Below are 23517 nucleotides of genomic sequence, written 5' to 3'. Positions count from 1 at the left end.
TATTTAAAAATAACTAAGTATCGCCACGGATGAGTAACGAATACAAGGTCAGATCGCCGTAAAAGCGACAAGAGAGTTAGCAGTTCACAAAAAACCGGGCAATACTTGGCATTACCGAACTTTTTGTGGTTATTTTCGTACAGGATAAACCCGTACAGGTGAAATGGCAGACATATATATACGGTTGTGGCACTCCTCTAAGGGTGAGTTTGCGTTTACTTTTATAATCGTATTTAACGCTGCATTCACATCAGCATTAATCCGACTTTCCTTGAAAAACCTAAACCACCCTCGTTTACCTCTCTTACCCTGGTAAGACTCTTGCTTACCTACAGGCTCTAAATCCCCAAACCTGCGCTTATTTGTATAAGATGCTTGTGTAACTATTACCTTGATACCGAATAACGCAGTTTGGTAAGTAATAAATTTTATGAGCTGGGTAGGAGGAATTACTACAAAATTCTTATGCTTGTTTTGTAATTTTATATATTGTTTATTCCTCACATTTGTACCAACAATTAACGGAATTATTTTCTCATCCACCAACCGCTTGATAATCAAAATGGTGGTTTGATGAAGGTAGTTTTCTAATCGCTTGTTTCGATTAAAGGTGATTTGCTGGATTTGGCGCGTGGTAGATTTTCCCTGGTCAAGTTTTGACTGTAAAAATGCTCGGCGCTGATTGAAACCTTGATTAATTGATTTGAGATGTTTTTTATCATATATAGTTGGAGTAACTGTTGGGTTATTGGATGCCAAAACTACGAGGTTATCAATCCCTAAATGTCTACCTGGTCTGAGGTGGCAATTTAAATCCACCAACGTTACAGGCTTTTGATTGGCAAACTTAATAAAGTATATCGCTGCTGTAAAACCTCTCCTTACCTTGATTAAATTTGGAAAGTTTGTAGAAATTATTATGTCATTTTGAGATAAATGAAGTAGTTCATTATTTTTGTCACCTCCCCTTTTTTCTAGCGATTGGTTATCATGAATGAACAATTTACGGTCCCAGATTTTATCTTGGTATTGGGGGAGGCTGGGGAGAAATGAAAATCGAGGTAGATTTCGGTCATAAGCTATTCTTGACTTTTGGCAATCCTCCCTATCGTGAAGAAATTGTTTGAGAACTTGATTGCTAATTTTAGCAAATGATTGAGAGCCGTATGTAGGTTTTAAGATGGCAGATAACTGTCTGATAATTCTGGTACTACCAACTTTAGATCCAGAAGTAAAAAAGTATTTTCTCATATAATATTTACCCTGATTGTAGAGATTTATCGACAGAATCGATAAGTCATCAAACTGTTTATAAAACTGATGCTGTCCATCTATGTAAGGCCTTTCAACAACAATCATAAATTTTGAGATAAACGAAAAGTTTTTTGTTGCTTTGCTAAGCAATATACAATAAAGTCTAGGGATTATCCGATCTAGTGTAACACCCATGATGAAAGCGATCGTTTTTCAAACGCCCGGAAGCCCGTCCGTATTGAAGCTGCAAGATATCCCCGCCCCTACTATACAAACAGAAACTGATGTTTTGGTACGCTTGCGAGCGGCGGGTATCAATCCGATCGATACTAAGTTGCGATCGCGCGGCACTTTTTACCCCGATAAAGCTGCTCACGTTTTGGGGTGCGACGGTGCTGGAGTCGTAGAGGCTGTCGGTGCTGGTGTGCAAAGTTTCCAAGTGGGAGACGAGGTTTTTTTCTGCAATGGCGGTTTGGGCGGGTCGATCGGTACTTATGCTGAGTTTGCCGTTGTAAACGAACGCTTTCTCGCCCTCAAGCCTGCTGCTTTAAGTTTTGTTGAGGCGGCGGCGGCACCGTTAGTTTTAATTACAGCTTGGGAATCGCTGTACGATCGAGGGCGCTTGCAAGCCGGCCAAAAAGTGCTGATTCAAGCTGGTGCAGGCGGTGTCGGCCACGTCGCGGTACAGTTGGCGAAGTTGCAGGGGGCAGAGGTTTGCACGACTGTCAGTTCTGAGGAAAAAGCCAATTTTGTCAAGCCCTTAGGTGCAGATTCAGTTATTTTATACAAAAATACCAATGTTGTCGATGAGGTTTTGACTTGGACTCAAGGACAAGGAGTTGATTTGGCTTTCGATACAGTCGGGGGAGAAACTTTTTACCAAACTATTCCGGCTGTGAAGATTTATGGAGATTTGGTAACCATTTTGGAACCCGATCCAGCTTTGGGCAATTTGAAAACAGCGAGAATGCGGAATCTGAGAATTAGTCTGGAATTAATGTTAACACCGATGCTGGAAGGTTTGGTGGAGGAACAGGAACAGCAGGCTCATATTTTGCAGAAGTGTGCTCGTTTGTGCGATCGCAACTTGCTAAAAATTCACGTCAGCAAAACTTTCCCTCTCGAAGAAGCGCAAGCCGCTCACGAACTGTTAGAAACAGGCTCAGTAACTGGTAAAATAGTGCTTGAAATTGGGGGTTAAAAATGCGGATGGTTAAATTTGCGGGTTGAAGAATCGCAGGCGATTGAGAATTGGGGGCGATTTTCCCGAGACTGTTGGCGAATTTAAAAAGGGTGAAACCAAACATCCCATAATCATCGCAAGAGAACTATAGCAATCATTGCAGGAGTCGTAAAAAGATGTAGGGGTAGTGCCTTTCTTTGCCTACCCCGGCCTCATGGGGCAACCACGGGGGGTTTGCCCCTACAAGAATTACACAAATGATGCGAGGATTGCTATATAAACAAGAGCGAAAACCCCATAGGAAAAATGCCGCTGTCGATCGAGAAATTTGGGGGTTAAGTGCTGAAGTTGACACGACGCAAGGCACGGCGGCGTGTCCTAATTGTGAATAACTAACGGCGATTCACTTGTAACCAAATTTCCAGCGTCACCAGCAGCCACAGCTTCAGTCCATAGCGGGGAAAAACTTCTCCACGATAGTTTAGCCACTCGCGGATTAGTGTTCGATCGAGGTAAGGCGCGATCGCCGCATGACGATTCAGCAGCAACGATCGCGCTTGCCGCTGCCAATCCCTCAAAAACCACTGCTGCATCGACATCACCATCCCACTTTTCGGACGGTTGACAATGACATCGGGCAGCAAATCCGCCACAGCAGCCTTGAGAACCGCTTTTTCCTGCGCGCCCGAAAGCTTATATTCTGGCGGAATTTGCAAACTCAGCGCCACCATCCGCGCATCGAATAGGGGCGATCGAGCTTTTAGTCCCGCCGCAGCCGTGAGATTATTCACCTTGGTCAAAATGTAATCGGCTCCTTTAAACTCAATGTTGAGCCGCATCAGCCGATTCAAAAACGTCGTTTCTGTCTGTTGCAATTCCTCAGCAAAGACGGAAGGCGCATTCTTCACCTTTTCCCAAACCTCCGGCTTCAGCAAACGTGGCAAATCCACATAGCATTTTTGAAACGAAGTCAAGTAAGCTGCGATCGGCTCGGCTTTAACCTGAACCGAACCGTACAAACTATTCAGCAGCATCGGCTTATTTTTCGGCCCGCCAAAGCACGGATCGCCGCCTTCGCCATTCAGTACCACGTCTGCGAATTGCTTTGCCGATCGCCCCAGCAGCAAATTGGGAACCGTCAAGCCTTCCCCCACCGGATCATCCATCGCCGCCAGCGTTTCCGGTAGCAACTCCCAAATTTGTTTTGGCGAAACTTCTAAAATATGGTGCTCAGTGCCACAATGTGCTGCGACGATGTTGGCAAATTCAATCTCGCTGGGATATTGAGCGCCAAAGTGCATCGAAAAAGTGTGTACCGGGCGATCGTGCAGCCTTGTGGCGATCGCCGTGACGCAACTTGAATCAATACCACCCGAAAGATATGCTGCGACTGGTTCTCCCGCTGGTAGCGCTTCCTGCACCAGTTGTTCCAAAAGCGATCGCACTTGTTGACTGTGCCATTCCAAAGGGCGATCGGCGTTAGTAATTTGCTCCTGTGGCTGCCAGTATCTCTGCGCCTCAATATCGGGTAAGTACAGGTAGCTACCGGGCCGCAACTCTCGCACGCCTTCCCACAGCGTTTGTGCTCCGGGTACAAATGCACAGCACAAATAGTCGCGCAAAGCAACTAAATCAAGTTCTCGATCGTGATACGGATTGAGCGATCGCAGTCGAGGCGCGATCCAGCGAGTCGTTCCTGCACGGGTGTAATAGAGCGTTTTGGCTCCCACGCGATCGCGCCCCAGACACAAGGTTTGCTCGTCTCTATCCCACACAGCAAGGGCAAATTGTCCTTCCAGTAAGCTCAAAGTTTGAGGGCCTGACTGTTCCCATAGCCGCCCGACGATCGCCAAATCGGTCAATCCATCTGTGTCAATCTGTTGTTTGAGCGTGGGGGTGCGATCGAAGCAGCAGTCACCTACCAGCACAAATCGCTGATCGGGGCTGAAGGTGGGTTCAGCTCCGATTATGGCAAAACCGGAAGTTTCCCAAGTTGCAGGGCGCGATCGGGCTGCAGGGCCCCAAGCAATGACCCAATTCGGGTAGATAGACTTCTGAGTCTGCATTTTAAATTAGACATCTGCTACACAAAACTTGGCTAAACTTATTTAAGTCTCACCATTCAATCAGAATTACTTCTGAAGGGTCTGCTTCCTGTTTCATCCAAGGGAGTCGGCCCCTTCTTGTCCACAGGCGTTAATTCGGGCGTAGCCCACCCTAATTGGTTGAAGCTTTTAGCTATGAGTCATCCACTATTTTCAACCAATTTAACGAAGCGCGGACTCCCGTTCGACCTTGTAACAGGCTGGTCAGTTTTGACAAAACCGTGGTTTACAAACCAGATAATTAAGCCTTTTGTAGGCATTGGTGTAATCATACTGCCCAAAATGTTAATCAGTCAAGTTAAGTATGACCAATTTTTGTAAACTGACTTTCTGAGTAAATGCGCTGGTTTCCTAGTGTTCTGTCAGGGATTAACTTGCCTTCACTTTCAAAGGCGCCGTAACGTAGAACATGAGGACTCCTACTAATTTTGCGAACTCTGCCACTTTCCACATAGAACTTTCTCTCAGCAATCAACTGTGGGTAAGTTTGGGAAACTATTTGGCACTTAATTTTTGCTCCCATAATTATTGTGGAACAGGCATCTTGCCTGTTCAAAACAGGCTTTTCTGGAGATGACTATTACATTAAAAAACGTTTGAAAGTAACTTATAAATTAAGCGGAAAATAGCTGTTCCAGCGATCGCACCCAAAGCACCCAACCATCCCACAAATAACACGCCAGTGATCGGAGAATTCGGATAAATCGCAAGTGCCGCCGTCTGCAAAGCCGGGAAAAACCACAGCAAAGCCACAGTACCTCCACCAATAATCAACATCTCAGTTTGTTCGATCGCCCTGCGGTACTGCCCGTAAATCAAACCCGCCACAATCATCCCCAACAATCCGATACTCAAGCCTGGAGATGGCAGCAAACTCGTCAGGGCGATCGCCAGCACCCCTCCCTCAAAACCGGTAAACGCCGCCCCCGACAAAACCTCCCAAATCGAAAAAGTCGCTCTCTGCGAAGGTTGCAGCCCTCCTGGAGGAGTCGCAGGAACAGGTACAGGAGGCTGCTGAGTCGGTGGTAGCTGCTGAGTCGGTAGGGGAGTCGGAGTCCGTAGGGTCGGCGGCTGCACCACGATGTTAGGCTGTTGAGGTCGAGCCATCAAAGCCGCTTCCACCTCACTCGCAGATTGAAAACGCTGGCTGGGAGCTGATAATAACATTCGATCGAGAACGTGAGCCAAACGCGAACTTACCTGCACCCGCGACTGCCAATTCCACTCGTTTCTGTAACTATCAAAAAGCTCCGTCGGCTGCAAACCGCTCAGCAAAGTAATACAAGTCACAGCCAAAGCATACAAATCCGTTGCCGGATAAACTTCTTGCCCGCTCATCTGTTCTGGCGGAGCGTAACCCAAAGAATAAATACCAGTCGAAGCTTTTGCACTCCCAACACTTTGTGTTACTTGTTTAACAGCCCCAAAATCTAATAAATAAAGCCGACCGTTTTTACCCCGCATAATATTAGCAGGTTTGATATCTCGGTGAATCGAACCGCGAGAGTGTACAAAATCGAGAACCTTCAAAATTTCCCGCAGCACCTCCACCGTTTCCGCCTCCGAAAACCTGCCTTTAACAGCCTGTTCATCCTCCAAGTTTATACCGTCAATAAATTCTTGAACCAGATAGAAAAACTGATCGTTTTTTCCCGGCTGCAAACTCGTAACAGTCAGCTCAAAAAAAGCCAGCAAACTCGGAATTTGGGAATGTTCGTTTCCCAGTTCTTCCAGTACCGCCGCTTCCCGTTCAAACAGAGTTTGAGCGATTTTTAGCTGGGGCGGAGTCAGACTTACCGACGGCTGCAAAAGTTTAGCAACGCACTGCCGCATCGCGGGAGTATAGCGGTCTCTGGCCAAAAATGCCGCCCCAAAACCGCCTTGACCCAACAACCTTACGGGCAAATAGCGCCCGCTCAAAATCATGGGCATCCCGCAAGCGGTGCAAAACTTTTGCTGCACGGTTTTCAGCCGCGAACTGTCATCGAGGTCGGGAAAAAAGTTTTGAGGGCGCGGGCAGCCCGGTCGGGTGCAGTAAACTTCCATTTTTGTTTGGTAAGAAGAAGGAAGAGGGAAGAAGGAAGAGGGAAGAAGGAAGAGGGAAGAGGGAAGAAAAAGTGATTGTTAAATCAGATTTCGATTTCTCAACTAACCGCGAACTGCTAACTGCCAGCGACCTAAGAGATTAACTTCCCGCCGAGTTGGGAGTTGCTATTTCTATGAATCCCAAATCGAGAGCCGGGGGTTCTTTCTTCTCCAGGATGGTCGAATAAGTAGCAAACTGGGGCAAAATTTCATTGCTGAAAGCCTCTGCTGCTTTAGAACGGTAGCGGTTGGGGTTGTAAATCAGCGACAAAATGCGAGTTACTAAAACTTCGTCCATTTGAGATTTGTGCAAGACGCCCATGAGCAACTCTTTTTCGATCGCCGAAACCGAGACAAAAGCAGCTCCCAGCCCCGACTGAACGGCATTTTTAATGGCTTCGATCGAATTTAGTTCCATCTCTATTTTCAAGCGGCGCGTGTCTATGCCGCAGCGAGTCAGTACCTGATCGATTACTTTGCGGATCGTAGACTGCGAATCGAGGGATATAAACTGCAATTTGTAAAGGTCTTCTTTTTGGATAGTTTCTTGTTGTACCATCGGGTGAGATGGAGGGAGAATTAAAGCCAGTTCGTCCTCAGCGTAAGGAACAATTTCTAAAGCTTCTACAAGTTCGGTAGGAATCTCTCCGCCAACAATTGCCAAATCGATTTGCCCGTTGGCCACACTCCATGCCGTGCGGCGGGTCGAGTGAACGTGAAGCTGTACTGCTACATCCGGGTACTTCTGCCGAAACATTCCGATCATCCGGGGCAGCAAATAGGTTCCTGTTGTTTGAGAAGCGCCGACGATCAAAGTACCGCCTTGGAGGTTTTGCAAGTCTTCCAGAGCTCGACAAGTTTCCTGGCAAAGCGATAAAATTTTCTCGCCGTAACTCAGCAGCAGGTGTCCGGCTTCGGTCAGTTGCGCCCGCCGCCCCCCCCGGTCAAACAGCGGCACGTCCAACTGTCTCTCTAAGTTTTGCACCTGCAAGCTAACTGCTGGCTGGGATACATAGAGGCTGTCCGCGGCGCGTTTGAAGCTTCCTTCAGAGGCGATCGCCTTGAGAATGCGTAACTGGTCTAAAGTGAAAGGAAGGTCAGACATATATCTAAATTGTCAGTTGTCAGTTGTCAGTTGTCAGTTGACGGTTGACGGTTGACTGTAGGCAGCGAACAGCAAACAGCGAACAGTCAACAGCGAACAGTCAACAGCGAACAGCGAACAGTCAACAGTCAACAGCGAACAGTGAACAGTTAACTGACTGATAACCGCTGAATGCTCCCATAGATACTTTGTGACACAAATTGGCCGAGAATCAATAACTTTTCTTAATATTTGCAATGACGATCGACTTGGCGCTCGACTCCCACTTAGTTATTCTGGGCCTGTTACTGGTTTTTGCGATCGCCCACAGCGGTTTAGCAGCCCTCCGGCCCAAAGGTGAAAAGCTAATCGGGCCTAGACTTTACCGCGTTTTTTTTGCCCTTGTCAGTTTGCCGCTAGCCGTCATTCTGATTGTCTACTTTTTCAACCACCGCTACGACGGCCTGCAGCTTTGGCAAGTACAGGGCGTCCCCGGAGTTAAACCCGCAGTTTGGATACTTTCGGCAATTTCCTTTCTGTTTCTGTACCCAGCAACTTTCAACCTCCTAGAAATTGCCGCCCTCCAAAAGCCCCAAGTTCACCTCTACGAAACTGGCATCATTCGCATCACCCGTCACCCGCAAATGGTGGGACAGGTGATTTGGTGCGTCGCCCACACCCTGTGGATTGGCACTAGCTTTACCCTCGTCACTTCCATCGGTTTGGTACTTCACCACCTGTTCGGAGTGTGGCACGGCGACAAGCGGCTTCAGGCTCGTTTTGGAGAATCCTTTGAAACCATCAAATCTCGAACCTCAATTATTCCTTTTTTGGCAATCCTACAAAAGCGTCAAACCCTTGAGTTGCTTGAGTTTTTGCGCCCTTCCTATGTAGGGGTTCTCCTTTTTACGGGCCTGCTGTGGGAAATTCATCCTTTTTTGATGCGTGTAACTAGGAACATATACTGGTAGCATGATCCCTAGGATAGAAAAAAAATTATTAAATTTTGAGGGCTCATGGTGTTGTCGGTTAGCGAACGCACTTTTGCACAAGAGGTGTTTCAAGCCTCTACCCCCGTTTTAGTTCACTTTTCGGCTCCTTGGTGCGGTTTGTGCCGCGCGATCGACCCCACCCTTAAGACTTTTGAGGCACAGTGGGCCGAAAAAGTCAAGCTCGTAGGGGTGAATGCCGATCAATGTTTCAAGTTGGCCCACACTTATCGGCTGACAAGTCTGCCGACGCTGATTTTGTTTGAGGGCGATAAAGTTCGATTTAGATTGGAAGACTACAAAGGACGCGAGGAACTGCGGCGGACTCTGGATTCCTGGATGCTGGCGGCTCACGTAGCTTCCCCATCTCAACGGCTGCAACTTCAGGAAGTCGCCAACAGATAAGGGTTCCAAGGCATTCTGCTCTTGTTTAGAAGGCCTTCGGCTTTTATGTCGGAAGCAGAAGGCATTCCCCATTTGTCCATCAACCATCCCACACCAAAATAAATCTCGCCGTCTTGAAGGTACAGGACTGTGAGATTTGTCGTATAGTTTTAGTTTGCACCGGAATAATTTTCGGCGTTTATGGCGCTCGTCTCGCCTGCGATGAAAAAAGTAGTGCGATCGTCTCGCTCGCGATGGCACTCGGCTATAGCAATACTTAAAGAATTGGATCGAGTATTTTGGCCCAGTCGCGCAGCCGTGTGCCACAATTTGTAAAGAATTGTGGCAATATCTAGTAGAAACTTTAAATTACCTATCAGTCATGGAACTGCTTTATCAATACGCTTGGCTGATTCCAGTCCTGCCGCTGGCAGGCGCAATGCTAGTAGGTCTAGGCTTAATCACCTTTAACCAGGCAACCAACAAACTTCGACAAGCAAATGCGATATTAATCGTCTCCGCACTCGGAGGGTCAATGGTACTCTCTTTCGCATTGCTGTGGAGTCAACTACAGGGCCACGCACCCTACACCCGCACTATTCAGTGGGCTTCTGCTGGCGACTTCTCGCTGAATATGGGCTATATCATCGACCCCTTGACAGCGGTAATGCTGGCGATCGTCACTACGGTCGCCTTTTTGGTGATGATTTACACCGACGGTTACATGGCTCACGATGACGGGTACGTGCGCTTTTACGCCTACCTGAGCATCTTCAGCGCGTCGATGTTGGGTCTGGTAATCAGCCCGAACATCGTTCAGATTTACATTTTTTGGGAACTGGTAGGTATGTGTTCGTACCTGCTAGTCGGATTTTGGTACGATCGCAAACCCGCTGCTGACGCTTGCCAAAAAGCTTTTGTCACCAACCGCGTCGGCGACTTCGGCCTGCTGCTGGGCATCCTCGGCATTTACTGGGCCACCGGCAGCTTTGAATTTGAGGTGATGGGCGAACGCCTGCACTCCTTAGTCGAATCCGGCGCCCTTAGCGCGACTCTGGCGACACTCTTCGGCGTCCTCATATTTTTGGGGCCAGCAGCCAAATCCGCTCAATTCCCCCTCCACGTCTGGCTGCCAGACGCAATGGAAGGCCCGACACCGATTTCTGCTCTGATCCACGCCGCGACAATGGTAGCCGCTGGCGTATTCCTGATCGCTCGGATGTACCCAGTGTTTGAAGGGTTGCCGGCAGTCATGAATTTGATCGCCTGCACCGGCTGTTTTACGGCATTTATGGGTGCTTCGATCGCGATTACCCAAAATGACATCAAAAAAGGCCTCGCCTACTCCACCATCTCCCAACTCGGCTACATGGTGATGGCAATGGGCGTCGGCGCTTACAGTGCCGGACTTTTCCACTTGATGACTCACGCTTATTTCAAAGCAATGCTGTTCCTGTGTTCAGGTTCAGTGATTCACGGTATGGAAGCAGTTGTAGGCCACAACCCCGCTCTCGCTCAAGATATGCGAGTCATGGGCGGTTTGCGGAAATATATGCCGATTACCTCTGCTTGCTTTTTAATCGGAAATTTGGCAATCTGCGGAATTCCGCCGTTTGCTGGTTTTTGGTCAAAAGACGAAATCCTCGCCAGCGCCTTCGCAGCAAATCCCGCTTTGTGGGCTGTTAGCTGGTTGACGGCCGGGATGACCGCGTTTTATATGTTCCGAATGTATTTCAGCACCTTTGAGGGCGAATTCCGGGGCAATGACAGCGCTATCAAGCGGCAACTCCTGCAACCCGGTGTTGTTTTTGGCCCGGGAGCGATGAACGTTAAGGAATTGGAATCAACTGGCGACAGTCACGATGAGCACGACCATTTGCCTCACGAATCTCCTCTGACAATGGCTCTGCCGTTAGTCTTGCTGGCAGTACCTTCTGTGTTTATCGGTTTTCTCGGTACGCCGTTTGCCAATTATTTCGAGCAGTTTGTTCGCGCTCCCGGCGAGTCTCTCGAAGAAGTTTTGGCACACGCTGCTGAGTTCAATTTGACGGAATTTTTGATTATGGGCGGAAGCTCTGTAGGTATTGCTTTGCTGGGCATTACTTTGGCTTCTCTGATGTATTTGAGCCGTAAAATTGACCCAAGTGCGATCGCCCAAAAAATCAAACCGCTTTACGAGTTCTCCCTCAACAAGTGGTATCTCGACGATATCAACGAATTTCTCTTTGTCAAAGGCAGTCGCCGTTTAGCGCGGCAAGTCATGGAAGTGGATTTGCGAGTCGTCGATGGTGCCGTCAACTTAACAGGGTTTCTCACTCTGGTTAGCGGCGAAGGTTTGAAATACTTTGAGAGCGGTCGCGCTCAATTTTATGCCCTGATTGTGTTTGTCGCAGTTCTGGGTTTTGCGATCTTTTCAGGAGTCAGTTAAATGGGTAGGGACACGGCATGATCCTTTAGTGTCAACAAACAGGTAAAACCGATAGTCCGACAGTCCGACAGGGAATGAATTCCCTGTCTCAAAGCTAAAGTCCTCTTAAGAGGACTGAAGAACTCCTTAAACCTCTTATTGTGGCACAGGCATCTTGTCTGTTCAATACTGGCTTTTTTGGAGATATCTATTAGTCCTCTTCAGAGGACTTTCGCTATTAGCCAGGGGTTGAAACCCCTGGCGGACTCGCGGAATTGCAGATGATCGGCTTAAGTTGACACCAATGGGCAATGCCATTTCCCACCAGAAGATATTTTAAGAACGGGTATTAGCTCAAGAACTCACAATTGACAATTAGCAAATAGAAATAAATCTTTCATTCAACTTAACTGTTGCGATCGCATAAATTGTCCAAATAATAGCAAAAAAAAATGTTCCGTCTAAAGAAAGTATAAAATTTAGGCTAAAATTGGCAAAATGTGTTTAAACCTAATAACTGATGGATCATTTTAAAACGCAATGGATACAGCTAACTTTCCCTGGTTAACAACAACAATTCTGTTTCCCATTGCTGCGTCCTTGCTGATTCCTTTAATTCCCGATAAGGATGGCAAGACGGTGCGGTGGTATGCCCTAATTGTGGGTTTGATCGATTTTGCCCTACTTGTTTACGCTTTTTACACTCAGTACGACTTCAGCAATCCAAATTTGCAACTGGTAGAAAGTTACTCTTGGGTGCCGCAACTCGATTTAAATTGGTCTGTGGGTGCTGACGGTTTGTCGATGCCGCTGATTTTGCTGACGGGTTTTATTACTACTTTAGCTACTTTAGCAGCTTGGCCAGTCACTTTTAAACCGAAGCTTTTTTACTTTTTGATGCTGGCGATGTACGGCGGCCAAATAGCAGTTTTTGCCGTGCAGGATATGCTGCTGTTTTTCCTGGTTTGGGAACTGGAATTAGTGCCGGTTTACCTGATTTTGTCGATTTGGGGCGGCAAAAAGCGCCTTTACGCAGCAACTAAGTTTATCCTGTACACGGCAGGAGGTTCGCTGTTTATTTTGGTTGGCGCGCTGACGATGGCGTTTTACGGCGATACGGTGACTTTCGATATGCGGGCGATCGCAGCTAAAGATTACGCCCCCAATGTAGAATTGCTCCTGTACACAGGTTTCTTAATAGCTTACGGCGTCAAACTGCCAATTTTTCCCCTGCACACTTGGCTCCCTGACGCTCACGGCGAAGCAACCGCACCCGCCCACATGTTGCTAGCAGGAATTCTGCTAAAAATGGGCGGTTACGCTTTACTGCGGATGAATGCGGGAATGCTCCCGGATGCTCACGCTACCTTCGCACCCATCTTGGTAATTTTGGGTGTGGTTAACATTGTTTACGCGGCATTAACTTCTTTTGCTCAGCGCAATTTGAAGCGGAAAATTGCTTATTCTTCGATTTCGCACATGGGGTTTGTGCTGATTGGGATAGCTTCGTTTACCGATTTGGGAACCAGCGGTGCAATGCTGCAAATGGTTTCCCACGGTTTAATCGGGGCGAGTTTGTTCTTTATGGTGGGCTGCACTTACGATCGCACTCACACGCTCATGCTCGATGAAATGGGCGGTGTAGGACAGAAAATGCGTAAGGTTTTCGCCATGTGGACTGCTTGTTCTATGGCTTCTTTGGCTTTGCCTGGAATGAGCGGTTTTGTAGCAGAATTGATGGTGTTTGTGGGTTTTGCAACGAGCGATGCTTACAATCCTGTTTTTAAGGTTTGTGTGGTATTTCTAGCTGCTGTAGGGGTGATTTTGACTCCGATTTACCTGCTGTCGATGCTGCGCGAAATCTTTTACGGGCCTGAAAATAAGGAATTGTCGGAACACGAGGAATTGGTGGATGCGGAACCGCGAGAAGTGTTTGTTATTGCGGCTCTGTTAGTGCCGATTATTGGCATTGGTTTGTATCCTAAGATGTTGACTCAGGTTTACGATGCGACTACTGTACAGTTGACTGCAAAGTTGCGCGATTCTGTGCCGTCGCTTGTGGCTAAGGCTGCTGCGGATAAAACTGTCTCTCTGCGTGCTCCGGCGATCGAGCCGAGTAAGTTGTGATTTAAACTGGATTTAGGAAGAAAACCCCCAAACCCTTTTAAGAATAGGGTTTGGGGGTTTCTCTAAAGCAAACACATTATCGCAGACTTAGGAGACTGACTTTTGAATAGGCTACAAAGATTAACCCTCAATGGATTTAAGTCTATTAAGGCAATAGATATTGAGTTGCATCCCCTAAATATCCTGATTGGAGCAAATGGAGCAGGCAAGAGCAATCTGATCTCGTTTTTCAAGATGCTCAACGAGATGATGGCTGGACGCTTCCAAATCTACATTGGCACGTCCGGGAGCGCCCAATCTCTCTTGCATTTTGGACCTAAGATAACGCCCCAGATAGAAGCAAAGCTGGAATTTGAAGTTGACAATGGGGTAGATACCTACCATATGCGGCTGTTTCATGCGGCTGGTGATACGCTGATATTTGCCGAAGAAACCTTGAGCTTTTTACAAACGGGTTGGCCATCCCCTAGAACTGACGAACTGGGTGCAGGACATAAGGAAACCCAAATCATCAAAGCAGCAGAGGAAGGCAAGCAAACGGCTAAGACGCTCAGATACTTGCTCAACCGCTGCCGTGTGTATCACTTTCACGACACATCATCTACGGCAGCCGTGCGTCAATCTTCTTATATTGGCAATAATCGATGGTTAATGTCTGATGCTGGCAATGTAGCTGCATTACTTCTGAGGTTTCGTGAAGAGAATGGGGGTGCAGCTTATCAGCGCATTATCGGAACCATCCGTCTTATTGCACCGTTCTTTGATGACTTTGTTCTTGAGCCAGACGCATCTAATCATGTCATTCTCAACTGGCGAGAAATGGAGTCAGATCAGGTATTTGGGCCGCATCAATTTTCAGATGGTACTTTACGTGCCATCTGCCTTGCCACGTTGCTCTTACAGCCAGAAAATGAACTTCCAGAACTTATTGTTGTTGATGAACCGGAGTTGGGGCTTCATCCCTATGCCCTAAATGTTGTGGCTGATTTGTTGAGTAAGACTGCACTTCATACACAAATTCTCATTAGTACCCAATCTAGTTCTTTTTTGGATAATTTTGATCCTGAAGATATAATTGCGGTGAACCGAGAGGGTAAGGAGTCGCAATTTAAAAGGCTAAATCCCACAGAATTAGATGCTTGGCTCGACGAATATAGTCTGGGAGAAGTTTGGGAGAAAAATATCATTGGGGGAGGTCCACATTAATGGTGCGTCTCTACCTATTTGCCGAAGGACAAACCGAGCAGACATTCGCTGACACTTTGATCAAACCGCACTTAGCTCTACATAAGGTGTTTATGAATCGTCCTAGGCTAATTGCTCATGCTAGGAAAAATGGGAAAGTGCACCGCGGTGGTGGACGCAATTATGCACCGATGAAAAACGATATCCTGCGCTCGCTCAAGGAAGATAGCAATTCCGATGTATTTTTTACTACCATGATTGATTTGTATGCTATTCACCCTGATTTTCCGGGATTAGCTGAATCTGAGCGTATGCGTCAAGATCCGATACGGCGGGTTGAATTTTTAGAGGAACGCTTTGCAGCAGATATTGGTGACTATCGGTTCATTCCTTATATTCAGTTACATGAATATGAAGCATACCTCTTTTCTGCCCCAAAGTGTTTTGAATATCTTGATGCCGGACGCACAAAAGAGATTGAAGCTCTCCAAGCTATCGCTAGTCAATATCAGACACCTGAGTTAATCAATGATGGGCCGCAAACAGCACCTAGCAAGCGTATCATAGCGCAGTTTCCTGATTACGGAAAAGCGAAGTCTACTTTTGGACCACAGTTAGCTGAAAAAATTGGATTGCAAGTAATTCGGAGCAAATGCTCTCACTTTAACAAATGGTTGTCACGACTTGAATCTTTGAAGGGGGAAGCCATTAGTAGTTGATTGTCTAGCAAACCCATACACCGGACGGATTGTTAACTCTTGGCTTCGTTTCTGTTTTGCCTGCTACCGGTGATGCTAACCGTTATACCGTGTGAGTTGTCTTTTGAGGCATAGTTGTAAGGTTACTGGTGGGTAATCAAGATTTATGAGCTATTCAGAAGCATTTTCACCCAACTACATTACTGCACGAGAGCGATTTCGAGCAGCATCTTCATCTTTGGGTTATCAGCACACAGCCTATCCAATTGATCGGGTTAGTCCAACTGATGAAGAATTAACTATTGATCTGGCGATCGGTGGTTCTTCAAACCCACGACGATGTGTAGTCATTTCTAGTGGCTTGCATGGAGTAGAAGGGTTTTTGGGATCGGCAATCCAACTTACCTTGTTAGAAAAGCACCAACTTCTCACATCGTTGTCACCTGATATTAAAGTTGTACTTATTCATTCTCTGAATCCTTATGGTTTTGCATGGCGACGACGTTGGAATGAAAACAACATAGACTTAAACCGTAACTTTTTATTGTCTGAAGAAGTTTTTGAGGGCAGCCCAAAGGATTATCCTAAATTCAATTCCTTTCTCAATCCCATTTCACCTCCCTCACGAATTGAACCCTATATTCTTCAAGCTCTCTGGCTTATATTGAGATATGGAATGACCAGTTTGAGAAACACTCTTCCTGTAGGGCAATACGATTTTCCAAAGGGGCTTTTCTTTGGTGGTCATGCTCCATCCAAAACTCAAGAGATTCTAGCTAGCAATTTGCCCCAATGGATTGGCCATGCTTCAGAGGTAGTGCATATTGATTTCCACACAGGTTTAGGACGCTGGGGAACTTATAAGCTTTTGCTTGACGGATCTGCAACATCAGAATCTTGTTCAAGACTAGCTCAACGATTTGGAGCAGAAACAATAGAACCGAACAATACAGAAGGTGTGTCATATCCAATTCGCGGTGGATTAAAAACTTGGTGCCAAGCTCTTCTACCAGAGTGTCGCTATGATTTACTAACTGCAGAATTTGGCACTTACTCAACGATTAAAGTCTTGAAGGCATTGCGGGCGGAGAATCGTGCTTACTGGTGGGGTAAGTCAGACGAAAGCTATGAATGGACAACAGACCAGTTGGTAGAAATGTTTGCACCCATATCTCGCAAGTGGCGAGAACAATGCTTAACTCAAGGACTTGATCTTTGTAAACGAGCCTTGATGGACTGAAGGAGTTGCGACGGTAAGCGATCGCAATACCCAATACTTCAAAATTACCATTTGGTCGATCGCCCTTCAATTCGGTACAATCGCTCTCTTAGTTTGTAGCGTTATTTTTCTGCCAACAGTGCGATATTTGTCAAGGGCGATCGCACCCTCGCAAGTTGTAATTTGAACCGGATGCGAGGAAGAAAACCCCAAAACCTCGATTATTAAACGGGTTTTGGGGTTTTCTATATTTTTTTTCGAGCTAGCTTTTAGGATTCTTATTACTTTTGTTGGGCCCGAACCCAGTAAGTTTTGAAGCAAGGTGCTAAAATCCAATTCAGATAGCTATTAAAATACAGATTGCAAGCTTATTGGCTGTCCAGAATGCAAAATCAAGAGTCATCTATCGTTTTCGATCGAGAACGCGCTTCTTCCTACGACAAAAGATTCGCTAAATTGGCTCCGATGCGCGACGCACTTCATTTACTGATCGGCCTGGTACTTTCCGAACTTCCTGCAGATGCACGGATTCTCTGTGTCGGCGCAGGAACGGGTTTGGAATTGATTTATCTCGCCCAAACCTTTCCACAGTGGCAGTTTACTGCGGTAGAGCCTGCGGCACCGATGCTTGACCTCTGTCGCCAACGCGCCGAAGAGTGTGGTATCGCGTCACGTTGCACTTTTCACGAAGGCTATCTCGATTCACTGCCCGCATCGCACTCTTTCGATGCTGCGACTTGCCTTCTGGTTTCTCACTTCTTTATGCAACAAGATGAGCGGCGCAACTTTTTTAGTCAAATTGCTTCACGACTTTGCCCTAACGGATATTTGGTCAGTGCGGATCTGGCTTCCGATATGTCTACTTCAGAGTACCAAAGCCTTTGCGAGGTTTGGCGGCGAATGCTGAGGTATGCCGAAGTGCCTGCTGAGGAGATTGAAAAGTTTCGTGATTCTTATGGTCGAAATACTGCTGTGCTACCGCCAATTGAAGTCGAATCAATAATTGCATCCAGTGGCTTTGATACACCTGTATTGTTCTTACAGACCCTTCTGATTCATGCCTGGTATGCTAGGCGAACACCACCCTCGCTAGAAGTGTAGTTATCAACAGCAGCCGAAAAATCTCGTGAAGTGGACTGACAAAAACCAAGTGTGAGGGTGCTTTCGTTTTCTGGAAGCCCCAGAACCGAGTCGCGCCGAAGAGCGATCGCAAAACCCAATACTTCAAAATTACCATTTGGTCGATCGCTCTTCACTTCGGTATTGCGATCGCTCTCGGGGTTTCTAGCGTTAAGTTTATTGGTGGGTGTTCTGCATCAAGTTGGATGGAGAGCTTTTTACACTTGGCAAATTATATTTGGTCGCGGAAAGCTGTGCAACCATTTCTGCACGAGACGAAACCTCAAGCTTGCGGAACATTCGCTTCAAAGCTTGCTTGACTGAATTCTCAGTGATCCAAAGTTCCCTCCCGATTTCTGCGTTGGTTCGCCCCAAAGCAACCAATTCGGCAATTTGCAATTCACGAGGCGTTAGGCGTGAGGTCTTGAAAGGTTGGTGTTGCGATTCCCTACCGGATAGCTTCGCTTCGCGGACTGTTGCAGCCCAAACAGACAAGTGCAAACAGATCGCACTCAAATCGGCTAAATTTTGTGTATCAAAGGCGGGCATTGACTGTTCTCGGGTACAGCCCACTACACCCGCTAATTTACCGCTATTTACGATCGGCCCCGCCATCACGTGCCAATGATCGGGTCGGGGACAAATTATTGTCCAAACCTTGGGAGATGCCACCAATGCTTCATGGACAGGAGCGTGACGCTCCACTAGATAACGCACAACAGGATTATGTTCGATTGATAGTCCAATTTGCAGTGTTTTCTGAAGATTACTATCTACCAAGGGCAGTCGATCGAAGAAAAAGATTCCCGATCGCTTAGCTGCAAAATACTCACCGATTTGGGGCAGGACTTGCGATCGCAAATCTTGTTCGTCCTTTACCTGGTCGATCGCTTCAAATAAAAGCTGCAAGGGACTTTTCATGGTCATGGTCTCAAAAAGAGTACCCGATCGAGGTCTAGAAGCATTGGAATACTCGAATTATATTACCCTTGTAATCTCAAAAGCAACTTGACATGACAACCTGTTCTGAAACCGACCGCGAGCGCACTCCCACACGTTGGATACAGATCGGCTTTTACGCGACTTCAATAGTCTTTAATGTCTGCTTAATTGCTCAGTTATTGACGGTTGGAGTTGCCTACTTCAATAATCCTGCATGGTGGAATATTCATGTTTGGCTAGTGCGAGGGTATGGTGGGCTGTCATTAGTATTACTGGGAGGGTCGTTTATCGCCCCATTCTCACGCAGAATACGACATCTCGCCACCAGTTTGCCCGTGCTGCTCGGACTACAATTTGCCAGCATTCATCTCAAGAGTCCTCTTCACCTAGAGATACTACATCCTCTGATTGGATTTACGTTGCTGTATGTTTCTTCAAGCCTTGTACATCGCATATCGTCCACTTTATCGTCCAGCAACTATCAAAATAATCAAATTGAAGAGGTATAAATGACCCAAGAAGCAATCTTTACTCCCTTCTTTGCCACAGTGTTTCTAACACTCCTAGTCTGGGTGTATATGTACATCCGCCGTATCAGTTTTATCACAACTAGAAAGCTCGGTCAAAAGGATTTTGCTGTACCGGGCGCACTGGCACAAATCTCGCCACCTAGCGTATCCAATCCATCGGATAATCTAAAAAATTTGTTCGAGATTCCGGTACTTTTCTATGCGCTTGTCCTATACCTCTTCATCACGAAGCAGGTGGATGCAGTGTATGTAAACGCCGCCTGGGTCTTCGTTGTGTTTCGGGTATTGCATAGCGCTGTCCATTGCACATTCAATCTCATCATAGTTCGGTTCTACCTCTACCTATTTTCCACGCTCGCGGTGTGGTTCATCGCGCTCCGCGCAGCACTTATCCACTTTGGCACAATTGATTAACCTCGCTCAAATGAGCTAGAAGTTATCAACAGTCGGCGAACAATGAGCGTGCAGCGGAAAGCCCGCTCTGTTTCTGCGTGTGTGTTCGGTGTCTTGGGGGCGGTCTGCCACTGAACCGAGTCGTTAGGTCCCGATCGCAATACCCAATACTTCAAAATTACCCGTAGGTCGATCGCCCTTCAATTCGGTGCGCTCGCTCTCTTAATTTCTATCCTTATTGTTATGCCAAGAGTGCGATTTTTGGAAAGGGCGATCGTACCGAGCAAGTTTTGATTCGATCGAGCTCTTATAGACAAAAGACCTAGCAATAAAACCCCCAAATTAGGTTTAAAAAAGGGGTTTGGGGGAATGCGTTGAGGCGGGGAAGCATTCTCTTCCTGCTGATCTCGTTATTGAGCGGGATCTTGGACGGAATCTTCCCATGTGAATGAACCGTGGATGGCAGCGGCCCCGGAACCGCCAGAGCAACGAACCCCTCAACTCCAGGAAGCGATTCGCATCGCAAGATCGGCGTTGTGTAGAAGTTCTAACCACATTTGCCTAGAGATGAATCGGTGAATTCTTATGTGCGGGGATCAGCGACGATTTCTTGACTTTGGTTGGATTTGGTAATGAATTATAAGCGAGCAGAATAGTTCTATTTTACATTTGTTTTAGGCGTTTTTTCAGGGAATGACATCCAGAAAAGTTCTTGCTATCATCGACGAACAAGAGCATTGAGGCTGCATAGATGACTGGCAAAGCTCAGACCGGGACTAGACAATTATTGCGTAGGTGTTGGTTGACCTTAACGAAATGGCGATCGCTCAGTGCCCTCTGCGTTTTGACACTGGCGGTTAGCCTGATTGTGAATGCTTGTAGCCTTGCACCACAGCAACTAGCTCCTATGCGCGTTGGCATCACCAGTTGGGCAGGATTTGATATTGTACTTTATGCTCAGGAAGCAGGCTTATTCAAACAGCGCGGATTGGACGTGCAACTCATTCGATTTGAGAATCAACAAGATTCGACTCGCGCCATGCTGCGCGGTACTCTAGACGCGACTTTTGTCTCTTTGTGGGATGTGGTGCAGTCTGATTCGCGTAGTGACAAGCCTGCGGTGCTGATGGTAACAAATATTTCTCATGGGGCTGATGGTATTGTTGCTCAACCTGCAATCAAGTCAGTGGCAAACCTTCGCGGTAAAAGAGTCGGAGCGAAACTGGGAACAGTGAATCATCTGATTTTATTGGAAGCCCTCAAGTTGCACCAGATTAAACCCGAAGAGGTCAAGATTGAAGATATTTCTAACGAAACAGCGGTTGATTTGATGCAGCAGGGACGTTTAGATGCCGCCGTGATCTGGCAACCGCTTCTAGGCGAAACTGCCCAAGCAATCAAGGGGAATATTATTTTTACCACTCAGGAAGTTGATAGTTTAGTTATTGATACGTTGGTTTCTAGGTTAGCTCTTACTCCCACAAAGAAAGCTGAATTGAAGCAATTTATCATTGCTTGGTTTGATATTATGAGTGCGGTGGAAACAAAGCCTAATGTCGTGTTTCAAAAAGTTGCTCAAAACCTGGGACAGAAGGATGAGGCTTTTGCTAAAGATTACGCTGGTCTGAAAAAGGGTGATATTGCTATGCAAAAACAGATGTTTAAGTCTGGTCGCTTGTCAGAGGCGATCGCTCAAATGGCTGAACTATTAAAATCTGACCCCCGTGCCGGACGGATGCCGCGTCAGGATGTGGAGATTAACACTGAGATTGTAACTACAGCAATCAATGAATGGAAATTATGACGAAATTCGTGCATCCCCATAGCTTGTCGCAGCGCTTGCTGGTTAGCGTTGGGTTGTCGATTACCACAGTTGGACTGGCAATTCTGGGACTTAACTATCGGCTGATGCAGTCTGACTTAGAAACGCAAGTTCATAACCGGGCTCAATCAATTACACAATCTCTGGAGTTTTCTACAGAAGGCTTAGTAGAGTTGGAGAATAAAAGCATTCTGCGACGGGTTGTGCAAAATTTTGCCACGATGCCCGGTGTGCTGGAAATTGCGATTGTCGATCCATCTGGAATGGCGATCGCGCGCAGCCCTCAGAATGCGACTAATCAGCCATACACTTCGATCTATCCGCAACTCGCGCAAGCGATCGACCAAGCGGCAACCACAAGCGTCGAAGTCAGCTACGATATCGTACTAGATGGCAAGCCTGCGATCGCACAAATTATGCCTTTTAGCAGTACCTTATTTGGCACATCCCAACGACGGGGAGTAGCGATCGCGCTACTCGATCTCAACCAAATGAAGCAAGCTGCCGACAGAACTTTCATTACCTCAACATTGTTATTGCTAGTTGGCATCATCACAATTTTGTTACTCATGGGGATACTCCTTCAGAAGAATGTATTGCAACCCTTGCGGGACTTGACAGAAGCAGTTTTCCAAAGTAAAAAAACTGGCATCTTTCCTATGCCAAAGACGATTCCAGCTAACGAAATTCTATTTTTGGCAAGCACATTTGAGGAAGTATTCCGACAATTGGAAATCCACGAGCAACTCACCGCAGAAATAGCTCAACGTAAACAAATAGAAGTCACGTTACGGGATAGCGAAGCCAGAGAACGAGACAAATCTCAGCAGCTTGAGCAGGCAATTGAGAATTTAAAACGAACGCAATCCCAACTGATTCAGACAGAAAAAATCTCATCCTTGGGGCAATTAGTTGCAGGAGTAGCCCATGAAATTAACAATCCGGTCGGCTTCATTCATGGCAATCTAATTCATGTACAATATTATGCTGACAGTCTCTTAAATTTGGTACACTTATATCAAAAGCATTATCCAAACCCAATTGGCGAAATTGAGGAAGAAGCAGAAAATATTGAGCTGGATTTTTTGCAAGATGATTTACCTAAAATTCTGAATTCAATGAGAATTGGTACCGATCGCATTCGCCAGATTGTGCTGTCACTCCGCAATTTTTCCCGGATGGATGAGTCAGAATTTAAAGCAGTTGATATCCATGAAGGAATTGATAGCACGCTGTTAATTTTGCAACATCGTCTCAAAGCGCGGCCAAAATATCCAGAAATTAAAGTCATTCGAGACTATGGCGATTTACCGCTAGTTGAGTGTTATGCCGGACAACTTAACCAAGTATTTATGAATATTTTAACAAACGCTATTGATGCACTCGAAGAAATAAATACTCAACCGGTAGCTTGCTCGATCGAGAAGCACCCATGTTGTATTACAATTTGTACCTCGGTGGTATATTCGCAATGGGTTAAAATTGCGATCACCGATAGTGGCAATGGAATTCCAGAATCAATTCAAACACAGATATTCAATCCATTCTTTACAACAAAGCCTGTAGGGAAGGGAACAGGAATGGGAATGGCGATTAGTTATCAGATTATTACTGAAAAACATGGTGGGACGCTTAGGTGTTTTTCGACGCCAGAAAAAGGGACGGAGTTTGAGATTTGTATTCCTGTTCAGCATTAGGGGTTGGCAATATAGAATTGTTTATTAAACAGGCGGTATTTTTGAGTATTAATAAGGGAGGCGCGATCGCCATGACCCGAAATTGACAATCGATCATAATTGTGATATTCTTTTTATAAGCTGAAGTTAATCCCTTAATGCAACTCTAGAAAAAGCCACGATTAAAAGCTAGAAGCTTGACTTGATGGCTCGAATCAATAGGACAATCAAATGAACACAAGTAATATAAAGTCTTTTTCAGTTCATGGTCTTTTCGGCACAATCGCTCGTTAGCTGGCGATCGCAATACTCAAT

18 protein-coding genes are annotated in these 23517 nt (G+C 46.3%); 13 read left to right on the top strand and 5 right to left on the bottom strand.

Translation table 11 applies throughout. The features are described from left to right. Positions 1 to 129: 129 nt before the first annotated feature. Positions 130 to 1359, bottom strand: a complete 1230-nt coding sequence (locus QUB14_RS07100; protein ID WP_333214788.1) for a transposase — start codon at positions 1357 to 1359, stop codon at positions 130 to 132. Positions 1360 to 1450: 91 nt separating this feature from the next. On the opposite strand from QUB14_RS07100, the gene QUB14_RS07095 reads away from it, so the two are divergent. Next, the gene (locus QUB14_RS07095) at positions 1451 to 2455 is read left to right on the top strand and encodes a zinc-dependent alcohol dehydrogenase family protein (protein WP_190738818.1); all 1005 of its coding nucleotides are present in this window, start codon (positions 1451 to 1453) and stop codon (positions 2453 to 2455) included. Between the two features lie 374 nt (positions 2456 to 2829). Here QUB14_RS07095 and QUB14_RS07090 read toward each other — a convergent pair whose 3' ends face one another. From QUB14_RS07090 to QUB14_RS07080, 3 genes are all read right to left on the bottom strand, one after another. Beyond that, positions 2830 to 4503 carry an asparagine synthase-related protein gene (locus QUB14_RS07090; protein ID WP_333214786.1) on the bottom strand — a complete coding sequence of 558 codons (1674 nt, stop codon included), beginning with the start codon at positions 4501 to 4503 and terminating at the stop codon, positions 2830 to 2832. Between the two features lie 624 nt (positions 4504 to 5127). After that, a complete protein-coding gene (locus QUB14_RS07085) occupies positions 5128 to 6588 on the bottom strand; it encodes a serine/threonine-protein kinase (RefSeq protein ID WP_333214784.1) in 1461 nt (486 codons plus the stop codon). 139 nt (positions 6589 to 6727) lie between these two features. After that, positions 6728 to 7732: a LysR family transcriptional regulator gene (locus tag QUB14_RS07080; protein WP_015174889.1), complete on the bottom strand. Its 1005-nt coding sequence runs from the start codon at positions 7730 to 7732 to the stop codon at positions 6728 to 6730. Positions 7733 to 7968: 236 nt separating this feature from the next. On the opposite strand from QUB14_RS07080, the gene QUB14_RS07075 reads away from it, so the two are divergent. The 8 genes from QUB14_RS07075 (at position 7969) to QUB14_RS07040 (ending at position 17821) form a co-directional block, all read left to right on the top strand. After that, complete coding sequence (locus tag QUB14_RS07075) at positions 7969 to 8682, top strand: NnrU family protein (RefSeq protein WP_333214782.1); 714 nt, start codon at positions 7969 to 7971, stop codon at positions 8680 to 8682. 45 nt (positions 8683 to 8727) lie between these two features. Next, complete coding sequence (locus QUB14_RS07070; RefSeq protein ID WP_333135247.1) at positions 8728 to 9105, top strand: thioredoxin family protein; 378 nt, start codon at positions 8728 to 8730, stop codon at positions 9103 to 9105. Between the two features lie 361 nt (positions 9106 to 9466). Further along, on the top strand, positions 9467 to 11512 hold the full coding sequence (locus QUB14_RS07065) for an NAD(P)H-quinone oxidoreductase subunit 5 (RefSeq protein ID WP_333214877.1): 2046 nt from the start codon (positions 9467 to 9469) through the stop codon (positions 11510 to 11512). A gap of 519 nt (positions 11513 to 12031) precedes the next feature. Further along, entirely contained in the window at positions 12032 to 13618 is a 1587-nt protein-coding gene (gene ndhD1, locus QUB14_RS07060; protein WP_445251811.1) for a photosynthetic/respiratory NAD(P)H-quinone oxidoreductase subunit D1, read from the top strand. Between the two features lie 102 nt (positions 13619 to 13720). Then, positions 13721 to 14824 (top strand): AAA family ATPase, encoded by a 1104-nt coding sequence (locus QUB14_RS07055; RefSeq protein WP_333214780.1) that lies wholly within the window; start codon positions 13721 to 13723, stop codon positions 14822 to 14824. After that, positions 14824 to 15522, top strand: coding sequence for a DUF4276 family protein (locus QUB14_RS07050; RefSeq protein ID WP_333214778.1), 699 nt, complete (start codon positions 14824 to 14826; stop codon positions 15520 to 15522). Before QUB14_RS07055 ends, QUB14_RS07050 begins: the two co-directional genes overlap by 1 nt. Positions 15523 to 15667: 145 nt before the next feature. After that, complete coding sequence (locus tag QUB14_RS07045; protein WP_333214776.1) at positions 15668 to 16741, top strand: M14 family metallopeptidase; 1074 nt, start codon at positions 15668 to 15670, stop codon at positions 16739 to 16741. Between the two features lie 363 nt (positions 16742 to 17104). Beyond that, entirely contained in the window at positions 17105 to 17821 is a 717-nt protein-coding gene (locus QUB14_RS07040; protein ID WP_333214774.1) for a methyltransferase domain-containing protein, read from the top strand. 195 nt (positions 17822 to 18016) lie between these two features. Here QUB14_RS07040 and QUB14_RS07035 read toward each other — a convergent pair whose 3' ends face one another. Next, entirely contained in the window at positions 18017 to 18760 is a 744-nt protein-coding gene (locus QUB14_RS07035) for a LuxR C-terminal-related transcriptional regulator (RefSeq protein WP_333214772.1), read from the bottom strand. Between the two features lie 92 nt (positions 18761 to 18852). Here QUB14_RS07035 and QUB14_RS07030 point away from each other — a divergent pair, with 92 nt between their 5' ends. The 4 genes from QUB14_RS07030 (at position 18853) to QUB14_RS07015 (ending at position 23223) form a co-directional block, all read left to right on the top strand. Further along, complete coding sequence (locus QUB14_RS07030) at positions 18853 to 19290, top strand: DUF6220 domain-containing protein (protein ID WP_333214770.1); 438 nt, start codon at positions 18853 to 18855, stop codon at positions 19288 to 19290. Next, positions 19291 to 19725 (top strand): MAPEG family protein, encoded by a 435-nt coding sequence (locus tag QUB14_RS07025; RefSeq protein ID WP_333214768.1) that lies wholly within the window; start codon positions 19291 to 19293, stop codon positions 19723 to 19725. Between the two features lie 781 nt (positions 19726 to 20506). Then, entirely contained in the window at positions 20507 to 21508 is a 1002-nt protein-coding gene (locus tag QUB14_RS07020) for an ABC transporter substrate-binding protein (RefSeq protein WP_333214766.1), read from the top strand. Further along, the gene (locus QUB14_RS07015; protein WP_333214764.1) at positions 21496 to 23223 is read left to right on the top strand and encodes an ATP-binding protein; all 1728 of its coding nucleotides are present in this window, start codon (positions 21496 to 21498) and stop codon (positions 23221 to 23223) included. Before QUB14_RS07020 ends, QUB14_RS07015 begins: the two co-directional genes overlap by 13 nt. The last annotated feature ends 294 nt before the right edge of the window (positions 23224 to 23517 follow it).

Origin of the sequence: Microcoleus sp. B3-D2 (genome assembly GCF_036705345.1) — a bacterium.
Classification (GTDB): Bacteria; Cyanobacteriota; Cyanobacteriia; order Cyanobacteriales; family Microcoleaceae; genus Microcoleus.
This window is presented reverse-complemented; position numbering and strand designations above follow the sequence as displayed.

Coding starts and splice junctions, on each gene's coding strand:
- QUB14_RS07070 (WP_333135247.1), top strand. CDS start 8,728: ATGGTGTTGTCGGTTAGCGAACGCACTTTTGCACAAGAGGTGTTTCAA.
- QUB14_RS07030 (WP_333214770.1), top strand. CDS start 18,853: ATGACAACCTGTTCTGAAACCGACCGCGAGCGCACTCCCACACGTTGG.
- QUB14_RS07025 (WP_333214768.1), top strand. CDS start 19,291: ATGACCCAAGAAGCAATCTTTACTCCCTTCTTTGCCACAGTGTTTCTA.
- QUB14_RS07085 (WP_333214784.1), bottom strand. CDS start 6,588: ATGGAAGTTTACTGCACCCGACCGGGCTGCCCGCGCCCTCAAAACTTT.
- QUB14_RS07050 (WP_333214778.1), top strand. CDS start 14,824: ATGGTGCGTCTCTACCTATTTGCCGAAGGACAAACCGAGCAGACATTC.
- QUB14_RS07100 (WP_333214788.1), bottom strand. CDS start 1,359: ATGATTGTTGTTGAAAGGCCTTACATAGATGGACAGCATCAGTTTTAT.
- QUB14_RS07015 (WP_333214764.1), top strand. CDS start 21,496: ATGGAAATTATGACGAAATTCGTGCATCCCCATAGCTTGTCGCAGCGC.
- ndhD1 (WP_445251811.1), top strand. CDS start 12,032: ATGGATACAGCTAACTTTCCCTGGTTAACAACAACAATTCTGTTTCCC.
- QUB14_RS07075 (WP_333214782.1), top strand. CDS start 7,969: ATGACGATCGACTTGGCGCTCGACTCCCACTTAGTTATTCTGGGCCTG.
- QUB14_RS07080 (WP_015174889.1), bottom strand. CDS start 7,732: ATGTCTGACCTTCCTTTCACTTTAGACCAGTTACGCATTCTCAAGGCG.
- QUB14_RS07035 (WP_333214772.1), bottom strand. CDS start 18,760: ATGAAAAGTCCCTTGCAGCTTTTATTTGAAGCGATCGACCAGGTAAAG.
- QUB14_RS07040 (WP_333214774.1), top strand. CDS start 17,105: ATGCAAAATCAAGAGTCATCTATCGTTTTCGATCGAGAACGCGCTTCT.
- QUB14_RS07045 (WP_333214776.1), top strand. CDS start 15,668: ATGAGCTATTCAGAAGCATTTTCACCCAACTACATTACTGCACGAGAG.
- QUB14_RS07090 (WP_333214786.1), bottom strand. CDS start 4,503: ATGCAGACTCAGAAGTCTATCTACCCGAATTGGGTCATTGCTTGGGGC.
- QUB14_RS07065 (WP_333214877.1), top strand. CDS start 9,467: ATGGAACTGCTTTATCAATACGCTTGGCTGATTCCAGTCCTGCCGCTG.
- QUB14_RS07095 (WP_190738818.1), top strand. CDS start 1,451: ATGAAAGCGATCGTTTTTCAAACGCCCGGAAGCCCGTCCGTATTGAAG.